Genomic DNA, 14,801 nt, shown 5'->3' on the forward strand with positions numbered 1-14,801 from the left:
AATTGACATTTTTTAACATATTCAACATATAAGAGATACATTTCACTGTTCAGGCTGGATAAACCCTATGGTCTTGCTCTGGGCTGCTTTGGATTCTTCTATCAGTTCGTCCAGCGCTTTGGTCAGCTCCTTGTACTGTCTGTCGCTTTTGCGCTCCACTTCGATGATCTTCTTGGCTAAAGCATTGTAGTGTTTGCTGAACTCTCTCAGTTTGGTAAATGTTCGCATAATGGCGATATTAACCTCTATAGCCACATCACTTTTTAAAACAGTTGCCAACATATAAACACCCTGCTCCGTAAAAGCATAAGGATTAACCGATGAGTGCTTTAAAGTTTTAAACCGGTCACATTTTGTGACCAGTTCATTTTTCTCAGCGTCATTAAGCTGAAACATAAAGTCACTTGGGAATCTTTTTATATTTCTTTTTACTGCCTGGTTCAGTACTTTAGTTTCTACTTTATAAATTGCTGCCAGATCCCTATCAAGCATCACTTGTTCACCACGTATAGTATAGATACGACTACTGATCTCACCCTGTACCATCATCTCATCCATCTATGACTCCTTCATATTGATAAGTCAGTGTAATATATAAAACGATGGATGTTGAAAAATATGGGCCCTGAACAAAGAGAGGAAATGCCCTTGGGGTGCAAATTGGCATATTTAACAGTTTTTCGTATACTCGCAGGCAGAAAGGACTTCCACCTCATCGAACAAATCATCCTTGAAATGGACTTCCAGCAGCCGGTAGGTTTCGCTGTTTTGTGTGGTAGTGATGTCTAGAAAGACGGTGCGTATAGGTTTAGGTTCTTCCAGGATCGAGCGAAGATAGATCAAGGGGTAGTAGAGTTGCAGGAGAGAAAAGTTCGTGAAGGGCCTCTCTCCTGTTTTTGCTTCAAAGAGTATGATCTCATCCCTGTTCTCAAGCACAAGGTCGATCTCAAACTGAAACCCGGAATTGATGGATTTGCTTCCTTTGCTTGTTTTGAACTGTAAGGGGTTGGTGAGTTTGATCTTTCCGAACTGGCCATAAAGCAGCCGTTTGTGGTCTCCTGTCCCGATCACCTATTCAAACACTGCAAGTCCGCTCTCATCAAGAAAATGATTGATGTAGCCAAGTGCGATGGCCTTGTTCAAATAGGCATTTTCATTTCTCTGAAATTTTGCTTTGAGTGTGGCGGGGACATAACTCTATGGGATGTATCTTACTGGTATCGATCTTCTCAAAATCAGTACTGTTCGAACTTCATATTTTATTTGATAACCTATATGTTATTTCCACAATTTTTATAATTCATTTGATACCCTATGGGAGAAATAAAAAATATATTACAAGCATGTACCTACGATAAAATATTATTAACCTACTGACATTTTTGCTATATTCTTCCATAAAAATGGCGGAATTTCATGTTCAAGTTCCCATGTAATACTCATTGGTTGACTTCCATAATGAGATTTATAAAAGACCTTACCTAAGCAAACATAGGTCATAACATTTTTGTTTTCATCGTGATTTGTTTCTCTAACAAATAGAATTATATTTTTGCCATTTCGTTGATGGTTGATGTAACTTTGACCTTTTGGAGATTCAGGTTTAGTTGAATTTTGTGATTGCCAATGAAACAGTTTTTCATTGATCGCATAATCATCGTACATTGTAGTTGGAGAATATTTTTCTTCTGTTTTTTCAAGCGTCACAAAAAGAAGTTCTGTATTTTTATCTTTGATATCTAAAACGCCTTCACGACTACTTGATTTTTTATCGAAACTATGAACACCAAAGCCAGCTAAAATTTGTTCTCTTGTATATCTTGAGTGGACTTTAATTGGCGTTTGAAAAGGAAGGTTTAAATCATATTCAATATAGTTTATTTTTTCACATAAAAGTTCTAAAACCTCTTTTAACTCATCACTTAATAGTTTATTCTCTCCAATATAGTTTATACCTTCCTCTAAATTATCAAATTCATTTGGTTCTTGAAAAAAATCATAATATAGCATTAGCGCCATTTGTTTTTCTTCTTCACAATCTGAATTAAATTTAAAATTCTTTTGAATGAGATCTAAAATAAATTTAAAATATTTGTAAGATTTTGTGAGTAACCACTTTTTTGTAATTGCTCTTACAAGCTCTTTTTCATTAATCTCACTAAATTCTTTTACTACATCTGCTTCATAACATAATTTTGTAAAGCTATCATTTTTATAGAGTTTTTCTAAAGGAATATGATTTACTATTGTAAAATTTCTGATTGTAAGTGGTAAGTTTGTGTAATTTTGAAAGTTTTGAATTTTATTGATAAGTTTTCTTTTTCCAAGCATTGTTGCCTTTTTAATATTATTTAAAATATGCTCTTTTGCTTTTTTTTCTAAAACAATAGAACAACCTAAAGGAAGATGTGGAAATTCATTTTCTATTTCATCTTTTACAGAAGTTGATGTTTTACCAATTAATCCTCTAAATTTTCCTTCAAAATCATATTCTTCTCTTGAATTTCCAACAAAATCTAAAACGGTTAAACACTCTTTATTATCAGCAAACCTAAGTCCACGACCTAACTGTTGTAAAAAAACAGTTAGACTCTCAGTTGGTCGCAAAAATAATATAGTATCAATTTCAGGAATATCTACACCTTCATTAAAAATATCAACCACAAAAAGATAATTAATCTCTTTATTTAGTAGTTTATATTTAATATCATCACGATTTTTATTGCCACTAATAAGATAATCAGCTTTTAATCCAGCTTTACAAAAATTTTCACTCATAAATTGAGCATGTTCTTGTGAAACACAAAATCCTAAGGCAATAACATCATTTATATCCGTTAAATACTCTTCACATTTTTGTAATATATCACCAACTCTTTGTGTAGTTGATAAAGCATCATTGAGTTCGTTTACCTGATATTTTCCATTTTGCCATTTTATATTTTGTAAATTAACATTATCGCTAATACCAAAATATTGAAAAGGGCAAAGAAGTTTTCTATTCAGAGCTTCCGGAAGTCTTATTTCAGCTGCAATCACATCGCAAAAATCATTTAAAATATTTTCATTATCCATACGCTCAGGTGTTGCAGTAAGACCTAAAAGTATTTTTGGATTAAATTTTTCTAAAATCGGTCGATAGCTTTTTGCTGCAATATGATGCACTTCATCAATAATGATAAAATCGAAGTAGTCTGATGATAGTTGAAGTGCTTCAATATTGTTTTGTAAAGTTTGAACCGATGCAAAAAGGTATTCATAACTACTTGGTTCTATCCCATCTACCCAAAGCTCACCAAAGTTATTATCTCTTAAAATTGATTGAAATGTCGCACGTGCTTGAAGTAAAATCTCTTTACGATGAGCAACAAATAGCAATTTACTGTTTTGGTTATTATTTTTGAACCTCTTATAGTCAAATGCACTTATTACCGTTTTTCCTGTACCTGTTGCGGCAACAACTAAATTTTTAAAACGTTTATGTATATCTCTTTGCGTTTGTAATTCTTCAAGAATCTCTTCTTGATAATGAAAAGGTCTAATATCAAAAAAAGTTGAAAATTTATTCTGGTTTTCAATTGAATCATTTTTTAAAGCTAGTTGGAGCTTTTCTTTTTGCTCACCTGTAAAAAGTTCAAACTCTTTATCTTCCCAGTATGTTTCAAAAGTCTTTTCAAATTTTTTAATAATATGTGAAATTTCTACTGTAGTAACTTTTAAATTCCATTCTAAACCACTTGTTAAAGCACTTTTAGAAATATTAGAAGAACCTATATATCCTGTATGAAAACCAGTGTTTCTAAAAAATAGATATGATTTTGCATGAAGTCTTTCATTTGCTGTGTTATAGGAAACTTTAATTTCAGTATTAGGTAAACTCGCTAAAAACTCAACTGCTTTTAAATCTGTTGCACCCATATATGAAGTAGTGATGATTTTTAGTTTGTTGCCTTTGCTTGTAAATTCACGAAGTTCTTTTTCAAATATTCTTATTCCAGACCATTTTATAAAAGAGACAAGAAGATATATTTTGTGTGAAGATCTAATCTCTTTTTTAATTTCACTTTCTAATGAAATTCCTACATTACTTCCAGTAAACAGTTCACTTTGTGTAAGCCTAGTGTATGGGGTAATTTCTTTGATATATTTATCAAAATCAGAAATATTGGAATCCATTTTTGAAAATATTGCATTTAATATTCTTCCGTTTGTTGCTATTAGGTCATTATCGAATTCACTATTGTTTAACTCATTTTTTAAAAGTAAAATAATTTTATTAGATATAGAAATTTGTTTCTCAATACTCTCTTCATCTGTTACCATATTTAGTGCAAATTTAATAACCTTTAATAAATAATGACTTAAAAATTGAGCTGCTTCATGTTTTTCTATAATAGATTGTTGAATGTAAAATTTTTCATTATCAAATTTACTAAGTTTCGATGAGATAAGTTGATTGATGAGCTGTTCATAGATTCCAAGTTCTTCCAATTTTACACCTTATGTAAATAATATTTTTTTACTTTAAACTACTCATTTTCAACACTTAATTAAGGAATTTACCTTCTAATTCATAGCCTATCTTCAAATATAACAATCAATACGTCTGTACCCCAAACTTCAAAAGCATTTTAGGAAGAACATCATCAAGATTGAAGACGTCCTCATCGGTAAGCTCAATTAATTTAAAATTATACTTTTCATAGATTTCTTTTTTTACACGCTTGCGCTCACTATATTTAGGATCATTTTCTAAACCCCAAAATTCAATATAAATCTTACCGGTAGGAATATAAAAATCACAGTAGACTTCTTCTTCAATAGGAAGACGACGTTCATATGCATGTACAATTTCAGCCATATAAAGCCAATTGTCTATAAGCATCTCTGCTTTACTACGGACAAAATGTCCATCTGTTGCTCGGTGTTTAGCTTCAAATTTGGTACGGAAGTCATTATTATCTGACTTATCTACTTTCTCTTGAGTTTCTTCGCCTGCATTACCCTGAACTTCATTTATGACTGCTTTAAATGCATGACTATCAAATATACTCTCAGGCCATTCTACGTAAGGTATGCCACTGCGTGTGTTCTCTTTTTCAATACCACCATTCTTTTTACCCAATTCGGTAATAGTCCAACCTTTTAGATAGCGCTCTATCCAGCCAATCTCAGAAAGCATCATATTGATCTTACGTGCTGAAAGATTATACTTAGTTGCTATATTTGTAGCATTCAAATATTCTTTGTTTTGTGTAATAGCATCGTTAGGAAATGAAATATTTTCAGGCCAAACAATGTAGGTTCCAAATTTCGCGTGTGTATGCCAACAGCCACCATTTTCTTCACCTTTTTTTGTCAATTTAAAGCCTTCATTAGCCTTTTCAATAAAACCAGAAGATATGAGAATTTGATCGAGACTGTTTTTTGGTATTGAAAGTTTTTTAGAAAGGGCACTAGTTGAAATAAGTTTAATATTTGACATCAATTTCTCTTTTGAATTAATTTTTTAATTATAATGCAATCAATGATAGCAAAGAACTTTAAGAAAAACTTTAAATAAATCAATACTTAATATCCCTTTACTGAAAAGAGGATAGAAACAAAAAAATTACGTTAGTGATGAGAATTTCTGTTTTATAAAAGTTGTTATAGATTTTATATTTTTTGGATTATTTTTATGAAGTGGCTCCGGCACGAGGATTCGAACCTCGGACCAAATGATTAACAGTCATCTACTCTACCGCTGAGCTATGCCGGAACAATGATTGAAAAAGCTGTGTGCTTGTTTCGTGGGTGAGATTATAGGGAAAAAGTCCTTTAATGTCAAGAGTTTTTCAGGCTTTTTTGTAAAATTCTACGCCATTTGTTGAAACTTGCTTTATTTTCTTTTTATGTAGAAGATCCTGGACTCTCTTCTGGCTCTCTTCATCAAAAAGTGCTTCGATGTCTTCTGCCGTCAAAGGACGTTTAGATAAAGTTTCCAGTATCTCCTCTTCACTGTAGCTGGAAGCCGAGATCTCGGCTTTTTTACGTGAAGCGATGTAGACCGGCAAAGAGCTGTCAAAAAGATGGCTGATCTCCAGCAGTTTTTCATAACTGACAGGCTTTACCTCATACGCAGGCGGTCTGTCTATGGTGCCTATGTCTATGCGTGTGGGTTGCAGTTTGAGCAGGTACTCGTTGAGCTTGGCGATCTCCTCTTTGGAGTCATTGAGCGTCTTGACAATGAGTATCTCTATGACGAGCGGTCCCTTGTATCTGCTTTTGAACGCTAACATCCCTGACTTGATATTTTCTACATCGATCCCCTTATGGGAACGGTCAAGTTTTTGCAAACATTTTTGAGTCGCACAGTCCAAAGAGAGTTTCACTTCATCCAGTTTCAAAAGTGCATCCTGTACCTTCACATCGTCGATATTGGCCGCGTTGGAGAGGATGAGCGTCTTGGTGCTGCCCTTAAAGCTGTTGATCTCGTCTATAAGCTCTGAGAGATACGGGTAGAGTGTGGGTTCCCCATTGGCCGTGAGCGTGATGAAGTCTACATCACCATGCTCTCCCAGTGCTGCTTTCAGTGCAGTGGTCACCTCTTCTACACTCACAACATCATCATAGGCATCCATCGTCTTGGCCGGGTCAAGTTCGCAGTAGAGACAGTCAAAGTTACACTGCTTTTTACCGGGACTGAGGTCAACCCCTAAAGACTTGCCGAATCGGCGTGAATGGATGGGACCGAAGATCACCTTTGGTGAGTGTTCAGCGTTAAGCGTTAAGCATTCAGTTGTATCAGACATCACTTCTCTTTGTTAGTAATCTTTGACTCTTTTTTTTCAACTTTTTTTCAAAAGAATCTACCGTGTTCTTGTCAACCAGTTTATCACGGTTTTCCAGTTTATACCCCAGCTTTGCTTCAAACTTCAAGAGCGCGATTTTTTTATAGAGTTCCATGATCTTCAGATTGGTCAATCCTCCCAGAAAATTTCGCATGAGACTCAGCTTCTCTCTTAGATAAGCTTCCTTATCTAACTCACTCTTCTGCAATACTGTGAGCTTCTCTTTATAGGTATTACTGTCGATCAGCTCGATGTCGAACTCTTTGTTGATAAAATAGTCCGCTACGGTCGTAAAATAGTGGCTGAAAGGCTTCTTGATATTCTGTACCTTTTTGGAACCCCACAGATACTTTGCCGCGACCTTTTGGAACTCTTTTCTTAAGGCTTCGATCTCTTCGTCCACTGGTACAAGTTTGCCGTCTTCGCGTAATCGAAAGTTCCTGTTAAACGCCATGGAGATAGCATTCATGATATTTTGAAACTCCGTTTTGGCATTGCTTGAGCGGTTCAGCAGAGCGATCAGCAGCTCTTTGATCTTCATCTTGTCATAGTGCACGCTCTCATAGCCGGGCACAGTGAGTGTTTTTAGATGGACCAGTTTGCGTAGATCTTTGACCCGCACTTCACTCTTGACGGAACGCAGCAGGATCTCCTGAAGTTTTTCTATCGAATAGATGTTGAGCGAATCGATGATGTCTGTCACCCGGTACCTGTTCTCATCTGCCAGGTCCATCGCCTGGCACAGAATGGTTTTGCCTGTACTGTTTTGGATCGTGATCCCTTTGGACCCAAGATATTTCTCTTCCAGCGCAATGGCATCCTGAACATACTGCTTTAGATAGAGATACTCCGGATACTCTTCAAGTTCATGCACACGCTTGACCAAAGAAGCAAAGGCATACTGTTTGACATCTTCCGGGAGATTGTCATAAAATCCGTACTTGAGGATACGTCTGAAGTTATTGAGGTTGGCGTTGAACCTTAGAGGCGTATCGAAAGAAGCAGAAGCCTTTTGCAGCATCTTGTCCAAAATGGTTTCACCGTCATGGCTAAATGCCGTATGGCCAATGTCATGCAGAAGTCCTACGATCTTTCCTATCTTGAAAAAATTCAGATCGACATCATTTCCGAGTTGTCTGCTGATATGGTTGAGTATATACTCTGTGCTTAATCCTACTTCAACAGAGTGGCTATAGCGGTTTCGTATGCTGTCTTTGGTACGTTTAGAGAGATACATCGGGATATCTTTGAGACGTACGAACACTTTGTGCCCTACGATCCCAAGTTCACACTCCTCGACGGTTTGGAGCGCCTTGGGCGAGAGTTGAGTATTGAGCGTTGAGCGTTGAGAATGACTATGCATAAAGTTCCTTTATGGTGCTACGTATTACGTGTTAGGTGTTACGATTTTGTATATGTGTCTGGCGCGCCTTTGGGGAGAACTGAGTGTTGAGCTCTGAGCGTTGAGAATTACTCTGCATAATTTTTCTTTAATGAACCAAGCATTCTTAATAACTCTTTTATTTCTTTCACCCATGACATACCGATATTTTTATCGATATATCCGATTTCTATGCCAATATAGGTTTGTGTGATGAGTTCTGCACCCGAACCTTTGGCAATTTCAATATAACGTATTTTTTCCCTAGAAGATTCTTTTTCAAGGCCTTCTGCAATATTACTGGCGATGGAAAGGGAACTACGGGTAATTTGATCTTTAAAACCAAAATCTTTTGAATCAGAAAATAATTTATATACTTCTACAGATAAACGACAGGATCGTTTCCAGACATCCAGTCTCTCACATCGCATATTGCCCCTTTCTCATCGCTCAACGCTCATCTCTCAGCACTGTGCTAAAGAGCTCTAGCGCTTAGCACTCACTCTCTGGCACTCGCTAACGAAATGTTTTGCGTTCTCTACCGGTACATCAGGTAAAATACCGTGTCCGAGATTGAAGATGTGTCTTTTACCGCCCATAGTCTCCTGGATGGATTCTACACACTTTGTTGTTGCCTCTTGAGAGTAGAGTCTGCATGGCTCCATGTTTCCTTGAAGGACGTATTTGTCGCCCAATTTCTCTTTGGCCAAAGCCATAGGCGTTCCCCAGTCTACACCGAAGACATCAAAGTTTCCATACACCAAGCCGCGCTCGATAAAGGCTGCCACACCCTTAGGGAACATGATCACAGGAATATGCGGATACTTCTCTTTCAGATACTCAGCGATCTCTACCATGTATTTCCATGAAAATTCATCATAGTTACCAGGCTCGATAGCTGCTGCCCAGGAGTCAAAGATCTGTACGACATCTACACCCGCTTGTATCTGTTTTTCCATATACAGTTTCACGACCTCGGTGACTTTTCTAAGGATGTTATGGAGAAGTTCAGGGTTAGAGTACATCATCTTCTTACAGATATTGTAGGTTTTGGTTCCTTGTCCTTCTATCATATAGGTAGCCAAGGTCCATGGGGCACCGGTAAAGCCTATAAGTGCTTTATCGTCACCTCTTTCGTCCAGCTGTTCTCTAAGCAGTGCTATCGTCTCATAGACATAGGTGAGTTTACTGGCTGCTTCTTCACCGCCGATGAGTCTGTCCAAGTCTTCCTGTGAAGTTAAAGGATCAGAAAATTTTGGTCCCTCCCCTTTCACAAAGCTCAAATCCATACCCATCTCATCCGGAATAACCAGAATATCTGAAAATAAAATAGCCGCGTCCACACCCACGATATCCAGCGGCTGGATCGTGACTTCTGCTGCTTTTTTAGGATCATGGCACAAATTAAGAAAGTTTCCTGCTTCTGCTCTTACTTTCATATATTCCGGCAGGTAACGTCCTGCCTGTCTCATCATCCATACCGGTGTGTATGGTGTCTCTTTTCCCAAACATGCATCTACAAATATCTTACCCATTAGTGTTTACCTACTTTTCCTAAAAAATACAATCCTGCTGCCAATGCCGTGATAGAGAGTGCAAAATAGAGCATCTCCAACGGTGTCGCAAACTCCGTATGCAATACCCTTTGGAAAAAGTTCACCACCAGGACCATCACGATGACCTTTGCGATCTTGTCCTTGAGCTGGTCAAGTGACTGGATAGCCAGTAATTTGCTGCCATTCTTTCCAGTGGCCTCATCAATGTCTGAAATAAAGAGTTCATAAAGCCCGAATGAGAAGATGAACATTACCACAGCGATCAGATAGAGATCCACTGCTCCGATAATGCCGGCAACCACGTCTTCGTGAAAATGTTCAGGATGCGGTATGGCATGTGTCACTACCTGGAATGATGTAACTGCAACAGTCCAAATGTCCATGGAAGCTACCACGAAAAGTATGATGGCACCCAGCAGACCAAAGATCACTGCCAAAAGTACTATAAACCTGCTTCTCCAGATCGCTCCTTCAAATAACGATTCCAACATTATGCGTTCTCCTCAAGTTTGATCCATTTTTGTGCGATTCTTACTGCATTGGTCGCAGCGCCTACTCTTACCTGGTCTGCGACACCCCAAAGATGAAGGATATTTTTTGCATAGATATCTTTTCTGATACGTCCGACATACGTATCATCCGTATCGGTTGCCGTCAGAGGCATAGGATACTCGTTTTTAGACATATCGTCTACCACTTTCACATTTTCAAAGTTGCCCAATGCTTCTCTGGCTTTATCTACATCCACATCTACTTTGTCTCCAAATGTGATCGTGATAGATTCTGAGTGGCTTCTTAACACCGGTACACGTACACAGGTTGCAGAGACTGCAAAGTCACTGTGCATGATCTTGTTGGTCTCGTTGACCATTTTCATCTCTTCTTTTGTGTAACCGTTTTCCTGAGGCACATCGATATGGGGAATGACATTCAATGCAATGCGGTGGGCAAATGCTTCTACTTTCGCATCATCCAGTGTGAAGTTGAAGAAAGCCTGCATTTGTCGTACGAGCTCTTCCATCCCTTTTTTACCTGCACCACTTACCGCCTGGTAGGTACTGACATCCACTCTTTTGATCCCGTAAAGGTCATGAAGAGGCTTAAGAAGCTGTACCATTTGGATGGTAGAACAGTTGGGGTTGGCGATAATGCCTGACTCTTTCCAAAGTGCGATGTCTTCAGGGTTCACTTCAGGCACCACCAACGGTATATTTGGGTCCATTCTGAAGTGGGATGTGTTGTCAATGACCACTGCTCCGGATTCTACTGCATACTTTGCATAGTAAGCAGAGATGCTTCCACCCGCTGAAAAGAATGCGATATCTATATTGCGTCCTTCAAATACCTCTTCGGTGAGTTCCTCTATCCTATACTCTTCCCCTTGAAACTCTATGGTTTCTCCTGCCGATCTTGCACTTGCCAAAGGCAATAGGTCTTCTACTGGGAATTTTACCTCTTCCAACACTCTAAAAAGCTCTTCACCTACGGCACCGCTTGCACCGACTACTGCTACGTTATATTTTCTCACCTTATACTAATCCTAATGTATTATCTGTATCTTCTGTATCGTCACCGTCATTCTCATCCGGTGTCTCTGCTTTTTGGCATTTTGCAATGCTGACCACTCTGTCTTTTGCATCTACGTTGACGATCTTCACACCTGAGGTGTTACGTCCTGCTTTACGGATGGTTTCCATATCTACACGTATCATCTTGCCGATACTTGTCAGACACATGAGGTCTTTGTCCTCTTCTACAAATACCACACCTACCACATCACCTGTTTTAGGTGTAAGCTTCATAGAGATCACCCCTTTACCCGCACGGTTCTGTTCACGGTACTCACTCGCAGTGGTACGTTTACCCAGACCTTTTTCACTGATCATCAGAAGTTCATCTTCTTCATTTTCGATGGTCGTGGCACCGCAAACGTGGTCACCTTCTATCTTGAACTTGATCGCAGTCACACCACGTGATACTCTACCTATCTCTCTGGCATCTTCTACTTTAAATCTGATACACAGACCCTTTTTCGTTGCCACGAAGAGCCATTTCGTATCCGGTTTGACGATCTTCGCGTCGACCAATGCATCCTCTTCATCAAGGTTGATCGCTCTTACACCATTGCTTCTGATGTTCGAGTACTCAGAGAGGTTGGTTCTCTTCACGATACCGTTTTGTGTAAAGAAGACCAATCCTTTGTCCGCTTCAAAATCCTCCGTAGGGATGATCGCCATGATCTTCTCATCCTGCTGAAGATTGATAAGGTTCACGACTGCTTTACCTTTGGCTGTACGAGACCCCTCCGGAATACGATAGACTTTGAGCCAGTAGAGCTGTCCTCTGTCTGTGACGAACATGAGTGTGTCATGGGTATTGGACGTAAAGAACTTCTCGATGAAGTCATCATCATAGGTCGTTACAGCGATCTTTCCTTTACCGCCACGATGCTGTTTCTCATACTGCTTCACAGGCACACGCTTAATGTACCCACGGTGTGTGATCGTTACCACCATCGGCTCGTTTGGAATAAGGTCTTCGATGTCGATATCATCATAATCATCTACGATCTCTGTACGGCGCGGTGTGGTATATTTTTCACGTATCTCTACAAGTTCCTCGCGGATGATTTCATTGATCTTCTCTTCACTTTTCAAGATCGCTTCAAGTTCTGCGATGAGTTTGAGCAACTCATTCAACTCATTCTCGATCTTCTCGATCTCAAGACCTGTCAGACGTCTCAATCTCATCTCCAGGATCGCTTTTGCCTGGATCTCTGAAAGTTTGAAACGGGACATGAGGTTTTCTCTGGCTTCGACATCATCTGAAGAGGCACGGATGATCTTGATCACCTCATCGATGTTGTCCACAGCGATCTTGAGACCTTCCAAGATGTGTGCTCTTGCTCTTGCTTTTTCAAGATCGAAGATCGTTCTTCTGATCACTACCGTTTTTCTGTGTCTCAGGAAAAGGTCGAACAGTTCCATAAGATTAAAGACTTTGGGTTCTTTATCTGCGATCGCAAGCATGATGATACCGAACGTCACTTGCATCTGTGTACTTTTGAAAAGGTTGTTAAGCACGATCTCACTCATCGCATCACGCTTCAGCTCGATCACCACACGGATACCTTCTCTGTCCGACTCGTCACGCAGTTCCGAGATCCCCTCTATCTGTTTGTCACGTACAAGCTGTGCAATGTTCTCTATGAGTCTGGATTTATTGACCTGGAAAGGCAGCTCATCGATGATGATGATCTCTTTGGAACCTTTTTGCTCGATATGCGTTTTCGCACGTACTTTGATACGTCCGCGCCCTGTCGTATAGGCATCTGTAATACCCTTTCGGCCGAAGATGATACCACCCGTCGGGAAGTCAGGTCCCTGTACGACTTTCATAATATCTTCTATTGTTGTTGACGTATCGTCGATACGCATGACCAGCGCATCTATAAGTTCATCCAGTCTATGCGGAGGAATGTTCGTAGCCATACCGACCGCGATACCGCTTGAACCGTTCAGAAGCAGGTTTGGCACACGAGAAGGAAGTACATCAGGTTCCTGCATGGAATCATCATAGTTTGGTACAAAGTCTACCGTATCTTTCTCAAGGTCAGAAAGAAGCTCTTCAGCGATCTTGGTCATACGTGCTTCGGTATATCTCATCGCTGCCGCATTGTCACCATCGATCGAACCGAAGTTTCCTTGACCGTCAACCAGCGGTGCCTGCATAGAAAAGTTTTGCGCCATACGTACAAGTGCGTCATAGACCGAGGAGTCACCGTGCGGGTGGTACTTACCGATCACATCCCCGACGATACGCGCGGATTTTTTATAAGGACTTCTATGTGAAAGACTGAGATCGTTCATCGCATAAAGGATCCTTCTATGTACAGGTTTCAACCCGTCTCTCGCATCAGGTAATGCTCTACCAATGATGACGCTCATAGAGTAGTCAAGGTAACTTGACTTCATACTATCTTCAATTAACACTTGTCCGGTATTTTGTTGCTCTTCAAACAGATCGCTCATGCATTTCCTTGTTGTGTAAAAAATTGTATTGATTGTATCTAACATCGGCTTAAATAAAAAGGCTAAAAAGCGCTTAAAATCGACGCTAGGTATCTTAAAATGGATTTAACATAGTTTTAACACTAGATTCTATATAATGCAGACAAAATTAACAGATGAGGAAAAATAGTGCCAATTGAACAACTGAAAGATATCGTAGATTATGGGATCATAGGATTTCTCTTTTTCTTGAGTTTCATTACCTTTGCCTTTGCTATCGAGAGAGTACTTTTCTACCGTGGTCTCAAAGTGACAGACTACAAAAATAAAACCGCGTTGGAACTGGATATTTCAAAACGTTTGGCGACCATTGCCTCTATCGGTTCAAATGCACCCTATATAGGACTGCTGGGTACGGTACTTGCTATTATCCTTACGTTTTATATCATAGGTGACCAACAGGATACGATCAACCCTGGTGAGGTGATGAAACACCTGGCCCTGGCACTGAAAGCGACCGCAGCAGGACTGGTCGTGGCGATCCCTGCAACCGTGATCTACAATGCACTGCTTACAAGGGTCGATACGATCCTGGCCCAATGGGAAATCGCACAGGATACTAACGCATAATGAGGAGAGAACGCTTTGACAAAATGAATGTCGTTCCCTTCATCGACATCGTGCTGGTACTGCTGGTCATCGTACTTGCCACAGCAACGTTCGTAGAAAATCAAGCGATCAAAGTAGACCTTCCATCTGCCAGTTCCAAAAAAAGCGAAGAGAAGAAAAATATCCAAATTGCAGTCGATAAAGAGGGAGTCTATTCCTATGAAAAAGAAGTATTGAGTCTTGAGCTTATCAAAGAAAAACTGATGAAGCTTGATCCTAAAAAGGATCTTATTTCACTGCGTATGGATAAAAGCAGTGAATTTCAGTACTTTGTAGATATTATCGATATCCTTAAAACCAAAGGGTTTGAGAATATTTCGATCATTACGAAACAGTAACGACTTCAGCATTT

13 protein-coding genes and 1 tRNA gene are annotated in these 14,801 nt (G+C 39.3%); 2 read left to right on the forward strand and 12 right to left on the reverse strand.

Translation table 11 applies throughout. The features are described 5' to 3' along the window. Window positions 1–42: 42 nt before the first annotated feature. The 12 genes from LDM98_RS04900 to gyrA all read right to left on the reverse strand — a co-directional run bounded on the left by LDM98_RS04900 (window position 43) and on the right by gyrA (window position 13,801). The gene (locus LDM98_RS04900; protein ID WP_223898226.1) at window positions 43–558 is read right to left on the reverse strand and encodes an ORF6N domain-containing protein; all 516 of its coding nucleotides are present in this window, start codon (window positions 556–558) and stop codon (window positions 43–45) included. A 111-nt stretch (window positions 559–669) separates the two neighbouring features. Continuing rightward, on the reverse strand, window positions 670–1,071 hold the full coding sequence (locus tag LDM98_RS04905; protein ID WP_223898227.1) for a hypothetical protein: 402 nt from the start codon (window positions 1,069–1,071) through the stop codon (window positions 670–672). Window positions 1,072–1,365: 294 nt separating this feature from the next. Beyond that, window positions 1,366–4,491 carry a DEAD/DEAH box helicase gene (locus LDM98_RS04910; protein WP_223898228.1) on the reverse strand — a complete coding sequence of 1,042 codons (3,126 nt, stop codon included), beginning with the start codon at window positions 4,489–4,491 and terminating at the stop codon, window positions 1,366–1,368. A gap of 106 nt (window positions 4,492–4,597) precedes the next feature. After that, window positions 4,598–5,485 (reverse strand): hypothetical protein, encoded by an 888-nt coding sequence (locus LDM98_RS04915; protein WP_223898229.1) that lies wholly within the window; start codon window positions 5,483–5,485, stop codon window positions 4,598–4,600. Window positions 5,486–5,686: 201 nt separating this feature from the next. Further along, a tRNA-Asn gene (locus tag LDM98_RS04920) sits at window positions 5,687–5,761 on the reverse strand. Between the two features lie 76 nt (window positions 5,762–5,837). After that, window positions 5,838–6,794: a radical SAM protein gene (locus LDM98_RS04925; protein WP_223898230.1), complete on the reverse strand. Its 957-nt coding sequence runs from the start codon at window positions 6,792–6,794 to the stop codon at window positions 5,838–5,840. Next, a complete protein-coding gene (locus LDM98_RS04930) occupies window positions 6,787–8,196 on the reverse strand; it encodes an HD domain-containing protein (RefSeq protein WP_223898231.1) in 1,410 nt (469 codons plus the stop codon). The genes LDM98_RS04925 and LDM98_RS04930 overlap by 8 nt, the downstream gene beginning before the upstream one ends. Window positions 8,197–8,303: 107 nt before the next feature. Further along, window positions 8,304–8,645 (reverse strand): four helix bundle protein, encoded by a 342-nt coding sequence (locus tag LDM98_RS04935; RefSeq protein WP_223898232.1) that lies wholly within the window; start codon window positions 8,643–8,645, stop codon window positions 8,304–8,306. Window positions 8,646–8,699: 54 nt separating this feature from the next. After that, entirely contained in the window at window positions 8,700–9,749 is a 1,050-nt protein-coding gene (gene hemE, locus LDM98_RS04940; protein ID WP_223898233.1) for a uroporphyrinogen decarboxylase, read from the reverse strand. Next, window positions 9,749–10,261 (reverse strand): YqhA family protein, encoded by a 513-nt coding sequence (locus tag LDM98_RS04945; protein WP_223898234.1) that lies wholly within the window; start codon window positions 10,259–10,261, stop codon window positions 9,749–9,751. Before LDM98_RS04945 ends, hemE begins: the two co-directional genes overlap by 1 nt. Further along, window positions 10,261–11,298, reverse strand: coding sequence for an aspartate-semialdehyde dehydrogenase (locus LDM98_RS04950; protein WP_223898235.1), 1,038 nt, complete (start codon window positions 11,296–11,298; stop codon window positions 10,261–10,263). The genes LDM98_RS04945 and LDM98_RS04950 overlap by 1 nt, the downstream gene beginning before the upstream one ends. Window position 11,299: 1 nt before the next feature. Continuing rightward, window positions 11,300–13,801 (reverse strand): DNA gyrase subunit A, encoded by a 2,502-nt coding sequence (gene gyrA / locus LDM98_RS04955; RefSeq protein ID WP_223898236.1) that lies wholly within the window; start codon window positions 13,799–13,801, stop codon window positions 11,300–11,302. Between the two features lie 183 nt (window positions 13,802–13,984). Between gyrA and exbB the strand changes: the two genes are divergently transcribed. Both exbB and LDM98_RS04965 read left to right on the forward strand, forming a co-directional pair. Next, on the forward strand, window positions 13,985–14,410 hold the full coding sequence (gene exbB / locus LDM98_RS04960) for a TonB-system energizer ExbB (RefSeq protein WP_223899065.1): 426 nt from the start codon (window positions 13,985–13,987) through the stop codon (window positions 14,408–14,410). After that, a complete protein-coding gene (locus LDM98_RS04965; protein ID WP_223898237.1) occupies window positions 14,410–14,787 on the forward strand; it encodes a biopolymer transporter ExbD in 378 nt (125 codons plus the stop codon). Before exbB ends, LDM98_RS04965 begins: the two co-directional genes overlap by 1 nt. Window positions 14,788–14,801: the final 14 nt, after the last annotated feature.

The sequence above is a fragment of the Sulfurovum sp. TSL1 genome, from assembly GCF_019972135.1.
Classification (GTDB): Bacteria; Campylobacterota; Campylobacteria; order Campylobacterales; family Sulfurovaceae; genus Sulfurovum.